Annotated in this window: 19 protein-coding genes; 5 read left to right on the top strand and 14 right to left on the bottom strand. The window is 57.3% G+C overall.

Annotated features, from left to right (window positions below; genetic code table 11):
- Positions 1–138 precede the first annotated feature (138 nt).
- From hemC to hemY, 4 genes are read left to right on the top strand one after another with little or no spacing between them, the layout of a single operon-like run.
- Positions 139–1080: a hydroxymethylbilane synthase gene (gene hemC, locus SANT_RS01655; protein WP_025420586.1), complete on the top strand. Its 942-nt coding sequence runs from the start codon at positions 139–141 to the stop codon at positions 1078–1080.
- Positions 1077–1817 (top strand): uroporphyrinogen-III synthase, encoded by a 741-nt coding sequence (hemD, locus tag SANT_RS01650; RefSeq protein WP_025420585.1) that lies wholly within the window; start codon positions 1077–1079, stop codon positions 1815–1817. The genes hemC and hemD overlap by 4 nt, the downstream gene beginning before the upstream one ends.
- Positions 1818–1840: 23 nt before the next feature.
- On the top strand, positions 1841–3058 hold the full coding sequence (gene hemX / locus SANT_RS01645) for a uroporphyrinogen-III C-methyltransferase (RefSeq protein WP_237234639.1): 1218 nt from the start codon (positions 1841–1843) through the stop codon (positions 3056–3058).
- A gap of 3 nt (positions 3059–3061) precedes the next feature.
- Positions 3062–4360: a protoheme IX biogenesis protein HemY gene (gene hemY / locus SANT_RS01640; protein ID WP_025420583.1), complete on the top strand. Its 1299-nt coding sequence runs from the start codon at positions 3062–3064 to the stop codon at positions 4358–4360.
- A 214-nt stretch (positions 4361–4574) separates the two neighbouring features.
- Here hemY and SANT_RS01635 read toward each other — a convergent pair whose 3' ends face one another.
- From SANT_RS01635 to SANT_RS01585, 10 genes are all read right to left on the bottom strand, one after another.
- The gene (locus SANT_RS01635; protein ID WP_025420582.1) at positions 4575–5420 is read right to left on the bottom strand and encodes a fumarylacetoacetate hydrolase family protein; all 846 of its coding nucleotides are present in this window, start codon (positions 5418–5420) and stop codon (positions 4575–4577) included.
- A 301-nt stretch (positions 5421–5721) separates the two neighbouring features.
- Complete coding sequence (locus SANT_RS01630) at positions 5722–6519, bottom strand: class I SAM-dependent methyltransferase (protein ID WP_025420581.1); 798 nt, start codon at positions 6517–6519, stop codon at positions 5722–5724.
- 210 nt (positions 6520–6729) lie between these two features.
- On the bottom strand, positions 6730–6987 hold the full coding sequence (locus SANT_RS01625) for a biofilm development regulator YmgB/AriR family protein (protein ID WP_025420580.1): 258 nt from the start codon (positions 6985–6987) through the stop codon (positions 6730–6732).
- A gap of 309 nt (positions 6988–7296) precedes the next feature.
- Positions 7297–8157, bottom strand: coding sequence for a ketose-bisphosphate aldolase (locus tag SANT_RS01615; protein WP_025420578.1), 861 nt, complete (start codon positions 8155–8157; stop codon positions 7297–7299).
- Between the two features lie 95 nt (positions 8158–8252).
- The gene (locus tag SANT_RS01610; protein ID WP_025420577.1) at positions 8253–9104 is read right to left on the bottom strand and encodes a class II fructose-bisphosphate aldolase; all 852 of its coding nucleotides are present in this window, start codon (positions 9102–9104) and stop codon (positions 8253–8255) included.
- Positions 9105–9115: 11 nt separating this feature from the next.
- Positions 9116–10207: a PTS fructose transporter subunit IIC gene (locus SANT_RS01605; RefSeq protein WP_025420576.1), complete on the bottom strand. Its 1092-nt coding sequence runs from the start codon at positions 10205–10207 to the stop codon at positions 9116–9118.
- A gap of 26 nt (positions 10208–10233) precedes the next feature.
- Entirely contained in the window at positions 10234–10548 is a 315-nt protein-coding gene (locus SANT_RS01600) for a PTS fructose transporter subunit IIB (RefSeq protein ID WP_025420575.1), read from the bottom strand.
- Positions 10549–10572: 24 nt separating this feature from the next.
- The gene (locus SANT_RS01595; RefSeq protein WP_025420574.1) at positions 10573–11043 is read right to left on the bottom strand and encodes a PTS sugar transporter subunit IIA; all 471 of its coding nucleotides are present in this window, start codon (positions 11041–11043) and stop codon (positions 10573–10575) included.
- Positions 11030–12637: a BglG family transcription antiterminator gene (locus SANT_RS01590; RefSeq protein ID WP_025420573.1), complete on the bottom strand. Its 1608-nt coding sequence runs from the start codon at positions 12635–12637 to the stop codon at positions 11030–11032. The genes SANT_RS01595 and SANT_RS01590 overlap by 14 nt, the downstream gene beginning before the upstream one ends.
- Before the next feature lie 481 nt (positions 12638–13118).
- Complete coding sequence (locus tag SANT_RS01585) at positions 13119–13763, bottom strand: CatB-related O-acetyltransferase (protein ID WP_025420572.1); 645 nt, start codon at positions 13761–13763, stop codon at positions 13119–13121.
- A gap of 381 nt (positions 13764–14144) precedes the next feature.
- On the opposite strand from SANT_RS01585, the gene SANT_RS01580 reads away from it, so the two are divergent.
- The gene (locus SANT_RS01580; protein ID WP_025420571.1) at positions 14145–15155 is read left to right on the top strand and encodes a LacI family DNA-binding transcriptional regulator; all 1011 of its coding nucleotides are present in this window, start codon (positions 14145–14147) and stop codon (positions 15153–15155) included.
- A 138-nt stretch (positions 15156–15293) separates the two neighbouring features.
- Here the strand turns inward: SANT_RS01580 and SANT_RS01575 are convergent, their stop codons facing one another.
- The 4 genes from SANT_RS01575 to SANT_RS01560 form a co-directional block, all read right to left on the bottom strand.
- Positions 15294–16808, bottom strand: a complete 1515-nt coding sequence (locus tag SANT_RS01575; protein WP_025420570.1) for an FAD-dependent oxidoreductase — start codon at positions 16806–16808, stop codon at positions 15294–15296.
- Between the two features lie 12 nt (positions 16809–16820).
- Positions 16821–17738, bottom strand: a complete 918-nt coding sequence (locus tag SANT_RS01570) for a dihydrodipicolinate synthase family protein (RefSeq protein WP_025420569.1) — start codon at positions 17736–17738, stop codon at positions 16821–16823.
- A 72-nt stretch (positions 17739–17810) separates the two neighbouring features.
- The gene (locus SANT_RS01565; protein ID WP_081730497.1) at positions 17811–19157 is read right to left on the bottom strand and encodes an MFS transporter; all 1347 of its coding nucleotides are present in this window, start codon (positions 19155–19157) and stop codon (positions 17811–17813) included.
- A gap of 249 nt (positions 19158–19406) precedes the next feature.
- Entirely contained in the window at positions 19407–21062 is a 1656-nt protein-coding gene (locus SANT_RS01560) for a signal transduction protein (RefSeq protein ID WP_025420567.1), read from the bottom strand.
- Position 21063 lies beyond the last annotated feature (1 nt).

The raw sequence follows: 21063 nt of genomic DNA, 5'->3' as shown, positions 1-21063 counted from the left end.
TGAGTATAGCACTTTCCCCAACGGCAACTTGTTATTCCTTTTTTCTCCCTTCCCGCCTCGCTTAGCCGGCGCCGAAAACTGACAGTGCTTCACTATCGGTGTTAGGATGGTGGGTGAATGATAAAATCGGTAATGACTATGCAAGACAACCTTCTCAGAATCGCCACCCGACAGAGCCCTCTGGCGCTTTGGCAGGCGGGCTACGTGCGTGATGCATTGCTGCGCCACCATCCGCATTTGCAGGTGGCGCTGGTGCCCCTGGTGACCCGCGGCGACATCCTCCTTGATACCCCGCTGGCAAAAGTGGGCGGTAAGGGCTTGTTCATCAAGGAATTGGAACGGGCGCTCCTGGAACATCGCGCCGATATCGCCGTCCATTCGATGAAGGATGTCACGGTCTCTTTTCCCGACGGTCTGGGACTTTGTGTGCTGTGCGAGCGCGACGATCCGCGCGACGCCTTTGTCAGTTCACATTACGCCAATCTTGGCGCGCTGCCGCCAGGGGCGATTATCGGCACCTCAAGCCTGCGCCGGCAGTGCCAGCTGCGCGAACGGCGTCCTGATTTGCAGGTGCGCGATCTGCGCGGCAATGTCGGCACGCGGTTGGCAAAACTCGACCGGGGCGACTTTGATGCCATCATCCTGGCGGTCGCCGGTCTGAAACGGCTGGGACTGGAGGATCGCATCCGTCAGGCCATTGATCCGGCGGACTCGCTGCCGGCGGTAGGTCAAGGGGCGGTCGGCATCGAATGCCGGCTGGACGATGCCCGCACGCTGGCGCTGCTGGCGCCGCTGCATCACCGGGAAACCGCTGTGCGCGTCGGTGCCGAACGTGCCATGAACGCCCGCCTGCAGGGCGGGTGCCAGGTGCCTATCGGCAGTTATGCCGTGCTCGACGGCGATCAAGTCTGGCTGCGCGCCCTGGTGGGGTCGCCGGACGGCACCACCGTCATTCGCAGTGAAGGACGGGCGCCGCTGGCGCAGGCGGAGCAGCTCGGCCTGCGCCTGGCTGACGATCTGCTGGATCGCGGCGCTCGCGCCATCTTGGCCCAGGTTTATCAGGACGATCCACCGCAATGAGCATCCTCGTCACCCGCCCATCGCCCGCGGGCGAGCAACTGGTGAACAGGCTTCGCGCCCGCGGCAAATCCGCTTGGCATCTGCCGCTTATCGACTTTACTCCCGGCAATGATCTGCCGCATCTTCCGCAACGTCTCGCCGATCTGTCTGACGGCGATTTACTGTTTATCGTCTCACAGCATGCCATCAACTACGCTCACCCCTGGCTGATGCAGCAGGGCGTCAGTTGGCCGGCCGGGTTGCACTATTTCGCCGTGGGGCGCAGCACCGGCCTGCGGCTGAATGGCCTGAGCGGATTGCCGGTCAGCTACCCCGACGAGGGAGAAACCAGCGAGGATTTGCTGCGTCTGCCGGCGCTGGCGCGCATCAACGGCAAGCGCGCGCTTATCCTGCGCGGCAACGGCGGACGGGACGTGCTGGAGCAAACGTTGCGCCAGCGCGGCGTGCAGGCCACCTATTGCGAATGCTACCGCCGCAGCCCGATACATTATGACGGCGAAGAGCAGGGCCGACGCATGCGAACGCTGGGCATCGACACGCTGGTAATTACCAGCGGCGAAATGTTACAACAATTCTATACTTTAATGCCTGAATACTATCGCCGCACCTGGCTGATGCCATGCCGGCTGATAGTGGTCAGCGAACGTTTAGCCATGCTTGCCCGCCAATTGGGCTGGACGGACATCGTCGTAGCGAACGCGGCAGACAACGATGCATTGATGCGCGTATTGCTCTAAATTTAATCATGGGACAGGCCAACATGACGGAACACACTACTCCAACGATCCCGCAGGATGACGCGACCAGGAAGGCAGATAGCCCGCATGCTTCGACCCCGCTTTCCGGCGACGCCGAGCCACGGCCCGCTGCACCCTCGCGGCCCGCGGGGGGGAAGATTCCGCCCGCCGGTAACGGCAAACCGGGCAAAACGGCCGGCGGCCGGCGGCCGCTGGCGCTGATACTGGCGGCGTTGGCCCTGGTCATAGCCGTTTTACTGGCGATTGGCGTCTATATCGCCGCGCGCCAGCAGGCGCATCAACAGGAGGCCGCGCGCGCGCAACTGCAGGCGAGTCTCGATGAACTCAATCAGGCGCAGCAGACGCAACGCCAGCAATACCAGGAGTCACTGGCCGCCCAGCGGCAAGCGCTCGACGCTGCGCGGGCGCAGCAGGCGGCCCAGGGGCGCGAGCTGGAGGATTTGCAGAACAAACTGACGGCCATCACCGGGACTAACGCCAATACCTGGCTGCTGTCGCAGGCGGATTTCCTGGTGAAAATGGCCGGACGCAAATTGTGGAGCGACCGGGATGTCGTCACCGCCGGCGCACTGCTGAAAAGCGCTGACGCCAGCCTGGCGCAAATGAACGATCCCAGCCTGACCGAGGCGCGGCGGGCGATCACCGAAGATATTGGCACGCTGGCCGGCGTCAGCCAGATAGATTTCGATGGCATTATCTTAAAACTCAACCAGTTGACCAACCAGGTGGACAACCTACGGCTGGCGGATAACGACAGCGACGAATCCCCCATGGATAGCGACAGCGGCGAATTATCGGGGTCAATTCAAGAGTGGCGGCAGAACCTCAGCAAAAGCTGGCATAATTTCATGAACGATTTCATTACCGTGCGCCGCCGCGATACCGGCGCCGAGCCGCTGCTGGCGCCGAATCAGGATGTTTACCTGCGGGAAAATATTCGCGCCCGGCTGCTGGTCGCCGCCCAGGCGGTACCGCGCCACCAGAATGAAATCTATCAGCAGTCGCTGGATTCCGTATCCACCTGGGTGCGCGCCTATTTCGATGCCGACGATGCCAATACCCGCGCTTTCCTGAGCCAGCTTGACGCTTTGGGCCAGGAGGATATCACCATGAACCTGCCGGACAGTCTGCAAAGCCAGCCGCTGCTGGATAAACTGATGCAGACCCGGGTACGCAACCTGCTGGCCCAGCCGGCGGCCCCCGCCGCACAGGGAGAATAAGCGATGATCAAGGTCTTATTGCTGTTCATCCTGCTGTTCGCGGGCATTGTGCTCGGCCCGCTGATCGCCGGTCATCAGGGATATGTGTTGATCCAGACCGATAATTACAATATTGAAACCAGCGTCACCGGTCTGGTGATTATTCTGATCCTGACGTTTATCGTGTTGTTTATCATCGAATGGGCAATCCGCCGGCTGTTTCGGACCGGGGCGCGTACCCGCCGCTGGTTTCACGGCCGTAAAAATCATCGCGCCCGCAAGCACACCCGCGCGGCGTTGATGAAGCTGGCCGAAGGGGATTACCGTCAGGTGGAAAAACTCCTGGCGCGCAACGCCGATCACGCCGACCAGCCGGTGGTTAACTATCTGCTGGCGGCGGAGGCCGCGCAGCAGCGCGGGGACGAGTTACGCACTAATCAGTATCTGGCCCGCGCGGCGGAAGTGGCGGACAACGATCAGCTACCGGTAGACATTACCCGGGTGCGCATCCAACTCGCGCGCCATGAGGATCATGCCGCCCGCCACGGCGTCGACCGTCTGCTGGAAACCGCACCGCGCCATCCCGAAGTGCTGCGCCTGGCGGAACAGGCCTTCATCCGCACGCACGCCTGGCAATCGCTGCTGGATATTCTGCCGGCAATGCGCAAAGTTCAGGTATACGACGAGGCGACAATAAATCGCCTGCAGTATCAGGCTTTTAACGGGCTGATGGACCAGATCATGGAAAATCAGGGCAGCGAGGGGTTGAACCGCTGGTGGCGCGATCAAAGTCGGAAAGTGCGCAACGACGCCTCGCTACAGGTGGCGTTGGCCGAACACCTCATCGAATGCAACGATCACGACACCGCGCAGCGTCTCATTGTGAAGGCGCTTAAACATCGCACCGACGATGAACTGCTGCTGCTGCTGCTGCTGCCGCGCCTGAAGAGCGGCGATCCCGAGCAGGTAGAGAAAGCGCTGCGGCTGCAAATCCGCCAGCAGGGAGACACGCCGCTCTTAAGCAGTACGCTGGGGCAGTTGTTGATGAAACGCGGCGAATGGCAGGCCGCGGCCGACGCCTTTCGCGCCGCGCTTAAGCAGCGCCCGGACGCCCACGATTACGCCTGGCTGGCGGATGTGCTCGACCGGCTGCATAAGCCGGAGGAGTCGGCGCAGATGCGCCGCGAGGGGTTAATGCTGACGCTGGCCGCGCCGCCAAGCAAAACCCCCGCTCCATCCGGCGCGTCCCTGGCTCCCCAAACGCCGGCGGACGACACCCGGGCAGAGCCGGTTAAAACGCCCCCCGCCGATCCTCGCCCTTGAGGCCGGCTTGCCGGAGCGCGATGCCGCTCCGGCTATAGCGCCTGTCTGCCTGCGCAAAATGCTCCATTGCCCATTGCCGGCGGCTTGCGGGAGCAAGAAGCCGCATGCCGCTCCAGCTTTGCTGCCTACCCGCCTGAGCAGAATGCCCCATTGACTCTTGCTGCCTGCGGCCGAAGAGGCCGCTTTGTCTATGACGCTAGTGCGCGGCCGTTCGTCAGTCCTGTACCGTGAGTTGCCGTTGCTCGCCGAGCCCCTCAACGCCCAACCGCAGCCGCTGGCCGGCCCGCAAGAAAACCGGCTGCGGTTTTTGCCCCATCCCCACCCCGGGGGGCGTGCCGGTGGCGATAATATCCCCCGGCACCAGACGCATGAACCGGCTCAGGTAGCTGATGATTTCTTTGACGGAGAAAATCATCGTCGCCGTGGATCCCGCTTGATAGCGCTTACCCTCCACTTCGAGCCAGAGCTGCAACGCTTGTGGATCGGCGATTTCATCGGCGGTCACCAGCCAGGGACCGATGGGACCGAAACTGTCATAGCCCTTGCCTTTATCCCAGGTGCCCCCTCGCTCCAGCTGCCAGTTCCGCTCGGACACATCATTCACTACGCAGTAGCCCGCCACGTGCTGTAGGGCGTCTTGTTCGGGGATATCTCGGCCGCCTTGACCGATCACCACGCCAAGCTCCACCTCCCAATCGGTTTTCAGCGAGCCGCGCGGGATATGCAGCGCATCAAAAGGACCGCTGATAGCGCTGATCCATTTATTGAATACGATAGGCTCGGTAGGGATTGCCGCGCCGGTTTCGGCCGCATGATCGGCATAATTCAACCCGATACAAACGAATTTACCAACCCGGCCGACGCAGGGGCCAATGCGCGGATCGCCCGCCACCTTTGGCAGCGTAGCGGGATCCAGAGCGCGCAGGCGGTCAAGCGCCGCCGGCAATAACGTCTCGCCGGCGATATCCTCTATCTCTCCGGCGAGAGAGCGCAATTGGCCGTCGCCATCCAGGAGTGCCGGACGCTCTGCGCCCGGCGGACCGTAACGTAATAGTTTCATCTATCGCCTCCTTGCCGGCGAGTGAAATAAAAGCGCTGGAGACCCGCGCCAGACGGCGGGCCTATCCTTTAGTGCAGCTTGACGAAAATTGCCCGGCGTTGAAAAATGACCGGGCAGTGCATTTTTGCTTTCTACCAACTTGTATTTATAGCAAAACGCCTAACGGCGTAGGGAATTTGCTTACTGGCCGGGGGCCGGAACAGGACGTTCCAGGTGCCACCGGCTTTTTTTTTCAGTACACGCAGAGCCAAGCCGACCCGCAGGGTAGCCTTACCAGACCAACAGCGGCGCATAGGCTCGTCTATAAACCATTGCCAGCAACGTCCGGTTTTTGCGCCCACCAAAACGTCCAGCGATCGTTTTCTACGATCGGCTGTCCCGCCGGCAAGCGCGCGAGAATATAAGCAATCATCTGCTCCAGCGCTTCATCGCTTAATTCATGCAGGATTGAGCGCCCGGTGCGGCCGCGTAAATCCGCCGCCAACGCGGCGCTATCGGCGTACTCGCGCCGCGTCTCCCACAGGGTGGTAGTCGGACGCAGTTCAAATCCCGCCGTCGTTATCGCCGCTTCAATCACCGAGCGCGGCGGGCGACGCGCCCTTTCAATGGCGGCCAACGGCGGGAACAGATCGAAAAACCAGCCGCGCATATGCTCGGGCGATCCCGGCAAGAAGACATCTTCCGGCGTCCGATCCTGAATCAGCAGAAGTCCCCCCGGCGCGAGGATGCGCCATGCTTCATGCAAGAACGGCTGCGGCGAGTCGAAATGGTGAATGAGGGCGCGGGCGAAAACGATATCCTGACTGGCGTCCGCCAGACCGGTCGCGGCCGCGTCGCCCTGCACAAACGCCACATTGGTTAATCCCTGCACGGTTTCCTGCGCATCTTGCAACATCTGCGCGGAAAAATCGACGCCGGTGACCTGTCGGGCGCCTAACCCGGCCCAGGCAGCGCTATAAATGCCGCCGCCGCAGCCGATATCGGCGATCGCTTTACCGGCGGCATCCACCCGCTGTTGAATAAAATCTCCCCAACCGGCATGGGCTACGCGGCGGGCATAAGAATATTGATTAGAGCCAGCATGAAAATCGATTGCCATCGGTACACCTCGCAAGCGGATGAAGCACGCGCCGCAAAACAGCGCGGCAAGGATTATCCTAGCCGGGCCGCGCAGCAAAAGCGTAACCGGGCGTCGGCTGTCCGCGTCGGCGCCTGCCAGTGCAGCATCAAAGCCCTGCGGCGCTTGCCCTGTGCCGCAGCAGGGGCATTGCGCCGCGCGGCCGGCAACGGCGCACGCCAGCGCGAGGGGTCAAATATCGTCCATGACGCTGGTATGCATAAAGCTATTCAACGCCTCTCGATAGCGATCCTGCATCTGCGGATCATGTTCGGTTTCCAGGCGCTCAAGCAATACCGCCAAAATCAATTTATGGGTGACGGGACGGCCGGTCAATTGTATTTCTTCAATAATCGTCGTCAGCAGACCGTCTGCCCCAGCCGCCCCGGCGGCCGGAAGCGTCGCGGGAGAGGCGATCGGCTGTTCCGTTTCAACGTTTACGCTGCTCATGAAGTCTCTCTTTAGTCACCTGCCGCCGGCTTTGCCGCGGTAGATAAAGGCGTTGTTTACGATGGTGGTCAGGAAAGCGTGCGCCGCCGCCATGGGCTATCACTCCGGCGGTGGCGAATTAACTTTAGACGGGGTTAGCGGCTTTTCAACGCCGCCGGTAAAAAATACTTTTCCTGCGGGGAATGGACTGACCGCGCGGCTTTTGCCGCCGGCCAAAGCGGGGGGCGGGCTCGTGAATTCGGCTACCCTGGGGGCCATCGCCCCCCGCCCTGCGGTTGACGGTGGCCATAGCGCAATGCTGTGGGGACCTTAATAAAGACTGGCCTTACCGAGGGAACCAAACAACGCCATTTTGTTGCGAATCACCTCGCGAGCCGCCAGGATCGGTTCTGGATAAATCACGTTTGGATCCCACCAACTTTCCCGGCTGAGTATCTCGCGCGCTTTTTGGAAGTAAGCAAACTTCATATCGCTGGAAATATTGATTTTACCCACCCCGAGGGTCACGGCCTCCGCTATTTCGGCGTCTGGATTGGAAGACCCGCCGTGCAGTACCAGCGGGATCGACACACGCTGGCAAATATCGCGCAGAATATGCATTTGCAGCGCCGGCTTAACATCCTTCGGATAAATACCGTGCGCGGTCCCGATGGCCACCGCCAGCGTATCCACACCGGTGCGGGTGACAAAATCCTGCGCCTGCGCCGGATCGGTATAGGTAACTTTCGATACCCCGCCCTCTACCGAATTGCCGGTCTGGCCGATAGTGCCCAGCTCCCCCTCCACCGACACCCCCACCGCATGTGCCAGCCGCACCACCTCGCGGGTTAGCGCCACATTTTCCTCATAGGGTAGCAGTGAGCCGTCGATCATCACCGACGTGAATCCACATTGAATGGCGCGTTGCACATGTTCGATGGAGGCGCCGTGATCCAAATGCAAGACAAAGGGCATTGGACTTTTTAACGTTCTTTCGCGCACATAGGCGAAAAAGGCGTCGGTGACAAAATCATGTTCGCTGGGATGAATGGAAATAATAGCCGGGGTACGGGTGGCCTCAGCCTCTTCCACCACCGCGCGGATAAAGCAGCTATCGGCCACGTTGAAAGCCCCGATGGCGAAACGATGTTCGCGGGTCGGTTGCAGGATGTCGTTCATAGAAATCAGCATGATATCTTCCTTATGGGTTGAATTGCGGATAAACGCGGCCCGCACCGGCGCCGCAGCGCCGATGGACAGGACGAAAAGGGTGATGCCGGCCGGGGTCAGGCTTTATGGGCCGACCCGGACCAGCCGAGGTACTCGGCCACAACTTCCTGGCAAGCGGATTCCATCAACCGCAACAGATCCGCCAGTTCGGCATCGGGATGCTGACGCAGCCCGTCGTGTAGCGCGGTTTTCCCGGCCTGGGCCACCGCGACGCCGACATTCATCTTTGCCACGCCGTGCTGACTGACCCGGCGTATGTCCTCCGGCCGGGTGCCGCTGCCGCCGTGCAGCGCGAGCGGCACGCGCGATACCCGATGGATGGCCTCCAGCCGCTCGAAATCCACCTCCGGCGTGACGCCCGGCGGATAGAGGCCGTGCGCGGTACCTACCGATACCGCCAGCAGATCGATGCCCGTCTGGCGGAGGAAAGGCTCGACATCCTCCACCGCGGTCATCATCTGCCGCGCATCGGCGATCTGATACACCGGTGCATCGGCGATATGGCCCAGCTCGCCCTCCACGCAGACGCCATCGGTCGCCGCCAGTTGCACCACCTGGCGCGTCTGGCGAATGTTCTCCGCCAGCGGCTGGCTGGAGGCATCGATCATCAGCCCGCTGAAGCCGGCGCGAAATGCCTGACCGATGATCGCGGCGTCACTGCCGTGATCCAGGCTCAGCGTCACCGGTACGGCGGCCTCATCGGCCAGCGCGCGTACCAGCGGCACCGCCACCCGCGGCGGCAGATGGCCGCAATGGCCCTGGTAGAGATTGAGGATCACCGGCGCCCGCTGCTGTTCGGCGGCGCGGATGGTGGCGCGCGCGGTTTCCAGATTGAAACAGTTAATGGCTAACAGCGCGTACCGACGCCGGCTGGCGTCAGCCAGCAAACTCTTCATGGCGGCAAACATGGCGACTCCCGTTATTCCAAAGTGAATTTGATGTCTTCGTCCCGCACGGTCCTATCTTCTACATCATCGAACTCCTCATCCGCCTCGGTGACCCGTTTCTTTAAAAGCGACAGCATCACGCCGCAAATGACGGTCCCGATACCGAGGGCCAGACAGAACATCGCCGGCCGGGTAAACAGCGGCACGACGAACATTCCGCCGTGCGGCACCGGCGACTCGACGCCCCAGACCATAATCAACCCGCCCGCAATAGCCGAGGCCACGACGCACGACGCTACCACCCGCAACAGGTCCCGCGCCGCGATGGGGATAACCCCTTCGGTTATCATGCAAATCCCCATGGGAAACGCGGCCTTGAGCGCTTCTTTCTCCGCCCGGGTATATTTGTACCGCGTGAGCAAAAACGACAAGGTGATGCCAAACGGCGGGATGATGGAGCCGACGAATTTCACCGCTTCCGGACCATAAATACCGTCCACCAGCAGACCGTCGGCGAACAGCGACATGGTTTTATTGACCGGCCCGCCGAAATCGAAGGTGGCCATCGCGCCCAGAATGGCGCCCATCAGGAAACGCGATCCGCCCTGCATCGATTCCAGCAGGTGGATCAGCGCCTTTTGCAGCCAGACAATAGGTTGGCCGATGAAAGTCATCATCAGCAGTCCGGCGATGACAGTGCTCAGCACCGGCAGGATCATCACCGGCATCAACCCCTGCATCGACGCCGGCAGCTTAATCACCCGTCGCAGCAAGAGTACGGTGTAGCCCACCAGAAAACCGCCGAGAATGCCGCCGATAAACCCGGTCTGAATCTGCCCGCAGATAAAACCGACGATAAGCCCCGGAGCGAAACCGGGTCGATCGGCGATGGAGTAGGCGATCGCGGCGCTAATCAGCGGCACGATAAGCCCCATACCCCATCCCCCGATCTGGTTAAGCATCCAGGGCACGCTGCCGGTCTTTTGGCCGACGTCCGGCCCGCCGATGACCTGCCCCAGCGCGATACAGATCCCCGCCGCGACAATCAGCGGGATCATCCAGGAAATGCCGGTCAACAGATGCCCTTTAATGACAGTGCCCGTGTTATGTTGGCTAACGTTCATGATGTGGCTCCCGAAGCCGTTGGTAATCAGGCCCGTTCCAGCGAGCCGGCCACTTTTTCCAGGAATTTGACCGGTGATTTGATCACCACGTCGGTTTTGACCCGCACCAAACGTTTGCCTTTAAAGCGCTCCTCGCCGTTGATCTTGATATCGACCGCCAGGATCACCACATCGGCGGCGGCAATCGCCTCCGGCGTCAGCGGATTTTCGGTACCAATGGTGCCCTGGGTTTCGACCTGGATGTCATAATTCAGCGCACGGGCGCCCTTAATCAGTTTTTCACGCGCAATATAGGTATGCGCGATGCCTGCCGTACAGGCGGCGACACAAACGATTTTCATATTCGGCCTCATAGGGTTGCAGGGTTAACAAAGGTCGGTCTCTGCGTACTGACTGAACAACGCAATGATGTTATTGGCGTCCGTTTCCGTTAATAGCCGGTCGATGACATCGTCATCGGCCAGCGCCGCCGCCACCTGCGACAGTAGACGAATATGGGTGGTGTTCTGATCCTCAAGACGCACCGCGAACAAGATGATGCAGCGCACTTTGCTGCCGTCGAGGGTTTCCCAGGGAATATCCTGCGCGGTCCGCCCGATAGCCAGCGTGGTCTGCTTCACCGCCTGGGATTTGCCGTGCGGGATAGCGATATGGTTTTCAAAGCCGGTGGAGCCCTCGGCCTCACGCTGCCAAACGTCTTGAATAAAATCCTCTTTGCTGGTCAGGGCGCCATCGTCATATAACAGATCGGCCAATTCCTGAATGGCGTCCTCTTTATTGGTCGCCTGCATGTGCAAGTTGACGCGCCGCGGCGTAAGAATCTTATTGATGTCCATCCTCTACCTCACCACAATGTGAATAATGAATTGGCTCCGCCACCGAGGACGGGATAACCGCGTGCTGCAACGTGCTGGCGATGACTTTTTCGGTGACGCGTTTGATATCGTCGTCATTGAAAAAGGCCGAAACATACACAATCGGAATGCTTTCCTCGCGCAAATGAATGGTGGAGACAATCAATTCGATCGGCTCCTGGCGGCAAAACGCAGCCATATTGCTGGCGGAAACCACGCCGGCGATCACCCAATCGGGAAAGGCGCGCAGAATACGGCTTTTGAGTAAATGAGAGGTGCCTACCCCGCTGGAGCACACCACCAGAATACGTTTATGGGCAATCTGCCGCTCCAGCGCCGCCTGGAAATGAATGGTCAAATAGCCTATTTCATCTTCGGCGATAAGCTGCAAACCAAACAGCGCGCAAACCTGATGAATAGCTTTATCGGTTTGCTGATAGATATCCGGCAATTCGTTCTTAATATCCTCAAGCAAAGGATTACGGATGCGAATGTGATATTTCAGGCGATTGAGCAAGGGGCGAACATGAATAAGCAAGCCATCATAAAGCAACCTGTCGGAACGCAAATCGATATTGATCAAAGACGAAAACGCGTCAATTAAATGTAGCGTTAACCGGTGTGACTCTCCGTTAAAGAAATGACTATGGGGTTGCCGCCCGTCGGCCCCTTCCTCCATGACAATACCCGATGAAATAATATACTGATAAATAAACCACACCTCTTCGGCAGGCAGCGGATGGACAAACCGCGCTTCTATTTTTTCAATCATTTCACGGGCGATAGAAAATATATGTTCATCAACCTGCCTGGCCTCTATTTTCTCCGCCATCGCCAACGCATTTCCCTGCGCCATACGGTGCATCATAATTAAAATATGGGTGAAGATATTAATATAGTAGGGTTCGCCGAGCGGGTAGCCGAGCCGCCGCTCCATTTGTTGCAGCAACTGTTGCACAAAAAGAACGTCTTCAGCGCCAAAATAATCCGTCAGCGCTTTATAGCTGCCGGGATCGAGCCGCGAATGATTAATCATCCCGGGCTCTCTGTGATTCATGATATCGTTAATCAACGACACCATGGCCTGGCGTACATTGTTCTCGCTGCCTTCGATATGGGTGCCGCTCTGGCTGCGCACCAGCGTCAACCCCAGCGGCTGCATCCAGCCCTCTATAATTTTGAGGTCGTTAACGATCGATGCGCTGCTGATGAAGTAGCGCTCCGACAGCTTGCTGATGGAGGTCTCGCGCGGCGTCTCGCTCAATAGCTGAGAGGCGATTTTGATCCGCCGCGACTTATTGGCCAGCGCCTCGGTGAAACCGTCCTCGGGGATGACCTGCTGCTCTAGCAGCATTAACCGCTGACGGTCGTCCGCCTGTAGCATAATCCCCATACCGGCCTTTTTGTCTGAAGCAATATTCCACACAGAAAGGAAGGCCTCGATAAACTGCAAATCGCGCTGGACCGTTTTTTCCGAAACCGCCAGATAGCGGGCGATGGTTTTAAGCGCTACATATTCTTGATGCTGGAGTAAATAACGCAGTAATTTATTTTGCCGAGAAGTAAGCGTTTGCATCATAGTGACCTTTTACGAGGTTGCCTGAATTCTGCTAATTATCTCATCGTTATATCATCTTCCTTTATTACCGTCTTAATCAGGCGATAAATACCGCTGGCATGGTGAATAATCTAGTCGGACGCGGCAAAAGCAACAATACTAAAGCTTGTCCACCCGGCAGGACAAAAGATAAAAGGTGGCGGAAAGGGTGTTTATTTGAGATAAAGATCACGTTTAGCAGGCATAATAATGTGACATTGCCCGCAACTATTGCCCGCTAATCGCCAAAACTCGGCGAAATTAATTATCCCCGACGTCCAACAGCAGAAGCGCCATCGCCCGCTGTCGTCATCGGCCGGGAAGCCCTAGCGACCACGACCAGACACACCTGGCGCCGCCATCGGCGAGGAGAGTTTCTTGCGGCTGAGCATCTTACCGATAAAAAAAAGCCCGGCCATGGCCGGGCGGGTTGCCGTTGCGAGGTCGCAAGGCGTGGCTATCACCTTTGGCGAGAGGCCAAACCGGCGACCGCCTGCTCCAATCCGTCAATATCATTGGCGGTGAGCAGCGGGCGGATGAGGTCAAACTCCTCGGGGCTGAGCTGATAAATGTTCAGCGCCAGCAGCCGTGCGATAATCTGCGGGTCGAAACGCGAGGCGATCGGCCGGGCCGGATTGCCGCCGACCACCGTATAGGGATCGACGTCGCGGGTTACGACGCTGCCGGCGGCGATGATGGCCCCTTCGCCGATGGTGACGCCGGGCATAATCATGGCGCGCATACCGAGCCAGCAACCATCCCCGAGCCGAGTATCGCCCTTTGGCACATAGGACGCCTGGATCGTCTCCATAAACGGATACAAAGAGAACCAATCGGTACGGTGGGTGTTATTCCCCCCCATCAGGATGACGACCCCGGCAGCGATGCAAACGTAATCGCCAATCCACAGCTGGTCAAGGATGCCGAGCGGCGCCCATTGCTGACTGACGCTGTCGCCGTGCAGGTAGCGGACCACGCTTTTTTCAAAGCCGTCATCCCAATATTCGCTGTAGTAGCTGTGTTCGCCCGAGATGTGAATATTCGGATTGGTCACCGTCTGGTGAAGATATTCTACCTTGGACCAATGTTTATCGTTGTTAGACATGGTTTAAATCTCGTAAAGGGATAAAAGCCACGGAACGTCATTCCGCAGCAGTGAAAGCACGTTCAACCTTCACTGCCCGATTAAGCGATACGGGGATGGAGCAACAGCGGATGCATTAACATAAACTTGACCTAAGATTAACAACATAAACGGGCGGCTGAGATGGCCTGCGGCCGAACCGGCGGTTTTTCGCGAGACGATCCGTGCGCCACCCGGAGGGTCACGTCGCCGCCGCGGCGCGAACCTTTTCTCCCCGTAATGATACCTGTCCGGGATGATTTTTCCAACCTGCGTGAGATCGCATTCGATCCCGTCTCTAGCTGCGCCGACGCAGCAAAAGCGTTATACTGCCTTTCTGGACTTTTTTTATTATGCTGGATTATGGCTAAAAGCGTAGAGCAAATAGCAACGGACTTGGGCTTATCCATCACCACCATCAGGCTGGTGCTTAATGGTAAGGCCGATCAATATCGGATTAGCGCGCGCACGCAGGAACGGATAAATCGCTATGTCGCCGAACATGGCTACACGCTCAACTATACCGCACGCAGCCTGAAGCTAAATAAAACCGATACCCTCGGGTTGATCATTCCCCGATTGTCGAACTCGTTTTTCTCCAATCTGGCGGAAAAACTCGAGCTACGCTGTCGTGAAGAGGGCTATCACCTGGTCATAAGCAGCAGCTACAGCGATTCGCAGCGCGAAAAAAAGCTGGTGGAATCCATGGTGCAGCGCAATATCGACGGGCTATTTATCGTCCCATCATCCCGTAGCGCGCAAAAGCATCACGTCGAACGCGCCAAAAAGCCTATCGTGGTACTTGACCGGGATTTTGGTCTGGATAATAGCGCGTTGGTCGTGAGCGATAATTTTAATGGCGGCGTGGAATTAACCCACGCCATGCTATCGGCGCGCGCCGAGCCGATTATTTTTCTCGGCGGCGATATTCAGCAGCCCAGTATTCGCGCACGTCTAGAGGGTTATCAACAGGCGCTGGCGAGCCACGGACTGCCCGTTCAGCCCCACTGGATCCTGGAAAGCGCCCATAACCGCAGGATGGATGGCGAAAAAATGATGCATGATTATATGTCGCGGCATGCCGCGCCGCCGAACGCCTTTATTGCTTCATCGCTGCCGGTGCTGGAAGGAGCGCTAAGTCAGTTAAGAACCTTGCGCGGCTACATTTCCCGCGACATTAACATCGGCACCTTCGATGAACATCCCATGCTGAGCTTTTTGCCCAATAATCTCTGGTCGGTGAAGCAGGATGAAAATATCTGGGCCGATCAAGCTTTCAATACTATGCTGCACATCCTGCAACGGGAAACGCCTAACCACGTGCGGCGCGTTATTCCCATGACGCTATTATGGCGGCAGCGCTCGGTGCATTAGCGGCGCTGCCAGCGGGATCACTACGCTTAAGATGGCCATGCGCAGAGCGCTCACCGCAATAACAATGCCCGCCTAAGGGCGGGCATCGATAGCGATAAGCGTTAGCTGGCTGCGATAAGCGCCAGATTGACGGTGAGATCACTCATGGAATTTTTTCAACACGTCGGCACGGGTAATAAATTTATCGCGCCCTTGAAGGTAGGCTTTCACACACGCCGTGGCGTGTGCCTGCTCACGGGCGGTCTTTTCCTTATCGCGCCAAAGTGAAGCGCCGAACGCCAACAGCTGATCCTGTACTGCCTTGACGTCAATTTCACGCGGCTGGACTCCCTGAATAGCGCACAGTCCCGCTACCACGCCCGACGCCTGGCCAATCCCCATAATACCGCCCTGCGTGCGGTAAGAGCCATGCGCCTGACTGGTGCCGGAAATACAGCGGCCGCTCAATACGATGCCATCGATATGGGCCGGCACCAGGCAGCGCAGCGGAATATCATAGGTATCTTTCAGATCGATCCAGTGGCCGCCTTGTCCATCCTGGCGATAACCTTCGGCGCCGTTCGGGTTGTGAATATCAATCGGGAAATAGCCGCGCGACACCACATCGTCAAATTTACGGCCTTCCGCCACGTCCTCGCCGGTCAAGGTGTACAAACCGACGATATGGCGCGACTCACGTGACCCCACTTCGTTACTGGTATCGTTCACCCAGGCTTTTTCAAAACCCGGTACATACTTGATCATAAATTCCGACACGGATTCGAGCTGCCGGCGGCCCTCCAGCTCCGCCAGCGACCGCTGTTCAGAGTCGGACAAATCGAAACCATGAACACGGGTGGCGTTAAAATGGATACTGCCCGGATGTACGCTGTTAAGGACAATAATACTATCGCGGCCGAATTTCAGCTCGCCGGCGTCCACCGCTTGTTTCACCAGTTTTTTAAACCCCTGCGCCACAAAATAGTGCTGCTTTAAGCGCTCGTCGTAGGGCCGTAGCGGAACGCAGTCGGTTTTAAACTCGAAATCGTCCGGGTTGGCGCAGATGTAGTCATACACCTTATCCACGTCCACGTCCGCCATTTCAAACATCGCGGAACCGGGCTGCGCCTTATGAGTTACCGCATCGCCATAAACATAATCCGCGCCGGCTTTGACCGCCACATCGCCGTCGCCAGAACAATCGATCACTACCTTGCTGCGGAAAGTGTAGTCTTTGTCTTTAGCGGAAATGGTGACGCCGGTAACTTTATTGCCTTCTTTGAGGATATCGCGGATGAACACGTGGAAGAAAATATCCACTCCGGCTTTTACCAACATTTCCTGCGCCACGTATTTGTATTTCTCGCGATCGTAGAAACCCAATGACGCGCCGCTGCCGTACGGATCCAGGGTTTTTAAATGTCCCGTACTGCCGCCGGCCGCCATCAGCTCATCCATGAATTCCTGCGGAATGCCGTCAATCACCTGCTCATCGCCATAATGAAAAGGCGAAATCGGCCCAATCAGCGAGTTGGTGGCGGTGCCGCCGAGAAACCCCAACCGTTCTACGACAAGCGTTTTCGCCCCCGTCCTGGCTGAAGCCAATGCGGCCATAACCCCTGCCGGTCCGCCGCCAACGACGATGACATCATATTCTGGTTTGAAACTTTTCATTCTGTCTACTCCTTAATAAAAACGCTTCTCGAGTTTTTCGGTAAGATGGGAAAGATAAAATGTCTCTTTTTTAAACGTATCGGTTAAGCCGTTATCATTTTGCTGCCGGCTGGTGGTGCCCATCGGCAAATGCATGACGCTGGCAAGATAATATTTAGCGTTGACCGGATAATATTGCCTTTCAATTAATGACATAATAGAGAGGTCTGCCGCCAATTCTTCCGCCCTTGCGTCCCGGTAGTTTTCACAAAGCCACACATACAGTTTCGGATGAAAATTGGCCATAACGCCGCTATAGCCCGCCGCCCCTTTCCTAAGCGAATCAAGCAAGGTGGTGGTATTGGCGTTATATATTTTTATGGTGCTGCCCTGGGTTAACTTAATTCGCCGCGCCAGAATATCTGCGTCGCAACAGGTATCTTTGATGAAATAGAACCTGCCGGTCGCCAGACAAAATTCAATGATTTTCTCAGACAGCAGGCGTTTATAAGGATAAGGACATTCATATAAGCCTAGCGCCGTCTGCCGGTCCAACTTATCCAGCAACGCCTGGCAATTTTTTATCCAGCATTCATCGCTTTCATGTTCACGCGCCAGCCGGTTGGTAATTAAAATTAACGCCTCAGCGCCGGTTTTCTCCATCGCCTGCATTTCCGCGATTTGATCGTGAATATCATCCGCAACGTGGCCGGAGGTGATAACCGGCACGCGTCCCGCGCTCATGCCTTTTACCGTTTGGGTAACGTTAATGCGTTCCTCAAGCGTCAGAAAGAATTGCTCGCTTGACTGGCAGACGGTAAAAAGCCCCGCCACGCCCTGATCAATATACCAATTGACCAATGTCTCTAGCGCTTTGTAATCCACGTCGCCAGTTTCTTTAAAGGGCGTCAACATCACTGGCCACACCCCACCCGGGAAAGACTTACTCATGCCCTACTCCTGTCATTGACTGCCGTATGAATGTTGGATGTTGCGCGCATCCCTGCGTCACCTCTGCGTGCTTTAGTCGGCGGCATCAACGGAGACGTTGCCCTGCCGCGTTAGGGGTTTTTCAGCATGGCGACCGTGCCGTTCTTTCAGGAAGAATGCGGTTAATACGGTGACCATCGACGCGGCGGTGACATACAGGGCAACCAGCGTCCAGTGGCCGCCGTCGTAGCGCGCCAGCGATGTTGCGATAAGCGGTGTAAACCCGCCCGCGAGGATGGCGCCAAACTGGCTGCCGATAGAAATCCCGCTGTAGCGGACTTTGGTGTTAAATAATTCCGAAAAGAGTGAAGGTTGCATCGAGTTGATGGCGTTATGGGCAATATTTATCACCAGTACATAACCCAACAGCATTAATACGAACGAATGGCTTTCCAGCGCCCAGAAGAAGGGAAAGGGACTGATGGCCGCGACAATGGCACCAAAGAGATAAATCTTGCGGCGGCCGATTTTATCGGAAAGCGCGCCATACAGCAGATGCATCGGGCAAGCCAGGATACAAACCAAAACGATGGCCAACAGCATAGTGCCGCGCTCGATACCCAGGGTGCTGGCGTAAGAGACCGCAAATACCGTGACGACATAATACGGAACGCTTTCACCCAACCGTAACAGCATGATGGTCAAAATGCTGCGCCAGGAATTCTTGATAACCTCGACGGTAGGAATGGTTTTTTTGGTTTTTTGGTCCTTTAGGATCAATTCCTGCCTTTGCATTTCCTTAAAGGCTGGGGTTTCATCCAGTTTGGCGCGAACGAACAGCCCCACGCCCAACAAGATGGCGCTGGACAGGAAGGGGATGCGCCAGCCCCACGACAATAAATCATCCTGGGGTAACAAGGTGACCAAGGCAAAGGTGCCCGCGGACAGCAGGTTGCCGAGGAAACCGCCGATTTGCGGAAAGACGCCGAAGAAACCGCGCCGGTGGGGTGGCGCGTATTCATACACCAGCAGCGCCGCACCGCCCCATTCACCGCCTACCAGGAAGCCCTGTAGGAAGCGCAGCAGCACCAGCAGCGCCGGCGCCCATAGCCCAATTTGCATATAGCCCGGCAGCAGGCCGGTGAGACACGACACGATCCCCATGCCGATAAGGGTGATGACCAGCGTTTTTTTACGGCCGATAATATCGCCCAGGTAACCAAAAAACATGCCGCCCAGCGGTCGCGCAATAAACCCGACGCCAAAGGTGGCGAACGAGGCTAATAAGGCGGTAGTCGGATCAACGTCGGGGAAGAAAAGAATATTAAATACCAGCGCGGCGGCCATGCCGTATATTTGGAAATCATAGAATTCCAGCATGCTGCCTACCAGGCTCGATATTACCGCCAGGCGCATCTCTTTTTTGCTAACGTTTTGCATAATAATATTCTCAAGCTTGGTCAGGTAACAGAGTAAGAATATCAACAGGCGCTGATATTCATCATAGTTAAACGTGTTTATTTCAAGCCATATTGTTACGTGCGCGCTGATGCGAGCAGGGGAACGCCCTGCTCTTTTGCGTCATCACACGTGCTGTAAAACGTATCGATCTAAAACCACAATTAATGCAATAGTACTGCTGTTTTTAATAGCCTTCTTTATCGTTATTCTTCCGTGAATTTATGGTGATCACTGCTTAATTAATAAATCATAGGCGCTGCCCGCAACGTAAACCTGAATACCTTGCGTTAAAGCCTGGGCCACAAATGCCGTCAACACCTCAGCCAATAACGGCTCATCCACATAGGCCAGCGTCAAATGATTACTCTGATGGCCCGCCATGAGATCGTCGCGGCTAACGCCGTCCAGAACCGCATTGAGCAACGGCCATTCATAATTGGTGGCGCGCCGCCTGCGTTCAAACTCCTCCGCCGGCAATTCGACACCGCGGCCGGTACCAATATGCATGACAATGCAGGTCCCTTCATAATGCGCCCGCGCCCAAACAAAGCGTCCAGCCTTACCTTGACCGCATATAGTGGAACCGCCGTTGGGGAAAAACATTGACGGCTGACGATACCCTTGCGCTCCCGCTATGCCGCCTTTTAAATGCTCAAACGGCACCGCGCCGGAAATTTCCAAATCCCAATAGAATACGCCTTGATAGTCGCTGCCCCAGCGGATGTCGTGCAGCGTGGTTTCCGCCGGCAGTCCCAGCGCGTCAAGCAAACGCCACAGCATCGCCTGCGGAATGGCGGACCCCATATCCACTTCATTAATACAGGGGATGGCTTGGTTTGGCCAAATAATAGTGCCGTCTTCATCGGGTATCGGGAAACGCTCGGCGTTGCCAATCGCGCCTTCGGCAAAATCCGATGCGGCACAGCAATCCTTCAGCCCCTGCTGATACTGCACGCCTACCGCCGCCAGACCAAATCGTTTCACAAAACGGGCCAGCGCAATCAGCATTGCGCACTGTTCCAGCACCTGTTCACGGGTCAAATCCTGATCGTGGCGGGTGCCGAAATGAAAGGTCATGCCACGCTGCTCATACCATTGCAGGCAGCTTTCCCGCAGCGCCTGCGGAACTTTGTCCATCTCCACCAACAGCGCCGATTGCGACAGCGATTCCAGCGGCATACCGGCACCCACCATGGCTTTCACCGGGAACACGCCGTTCAGCATGCCCATACATAAGGTATCGAACAAACCGATAATCGCCTTATGGCGCAGGATATATTCGCCCGTTTGCCGGCCTATCTGCCCCGCCGCGGTCGCCATCAGGGCGTGGGTGGGAGGAATGGCGCGCAGATAGTGGGTTGCATGGTGCAATGCGCCATCGCGCAGCCACGTGGCCAGCCCCTGCTCAAAGAAGGCGTCATCGAAATTCTCCGACCACAATCTGGACACGTTTTTGCCAAGACTGGTCAAGGTGCCCGCCATACACAGCATCCCGACCAGACCCGGGAAGGTACCGTCAAAGTTCGCCAGCAGTAGCACCGGCCCGCGGTGATGCACCAGCGACGGCGCGATGTGGTGGGAATATTGCCAGGCGGTCAATAGGACAATGAGCGGCGCATCGGCATCGATATGGGCGAAAAGCGCGCTGCCTTCCTTCTGTGAGCTGATGAAGCCGTGACCGCGGGCGTTATCTACGTCGTGGGCACGTTTCATGTGCCATCCCGTTTTCTCCAGCGCCGTTTGCAACTTTCGCTCAAAGCGCTGCTGCATCGGCCAGCAGGTCAGATTCGCCGGTTCGCGCAGATCGGCATTGGTTATCATGAGCACTTCGCGTTCCCCGGCACGGACCGAAGCGGCGGCGGGCGTCAGATTTAGCGTTAGCATA

Source organism: Sodalis praecaptivus (assembly GCF_000517425.1).
GTDB lineage: Bacteria > Pseudomonadota > Gammaproteobacteria > Enterobacterales > Enterobacteriaceae > Sodalis_A > Sodalis_A praecaptivus.
Note: the sequence above shows the minus strand (reverse complement) of the source record. Positions and strands in the feature narration are given on the sequence as shown.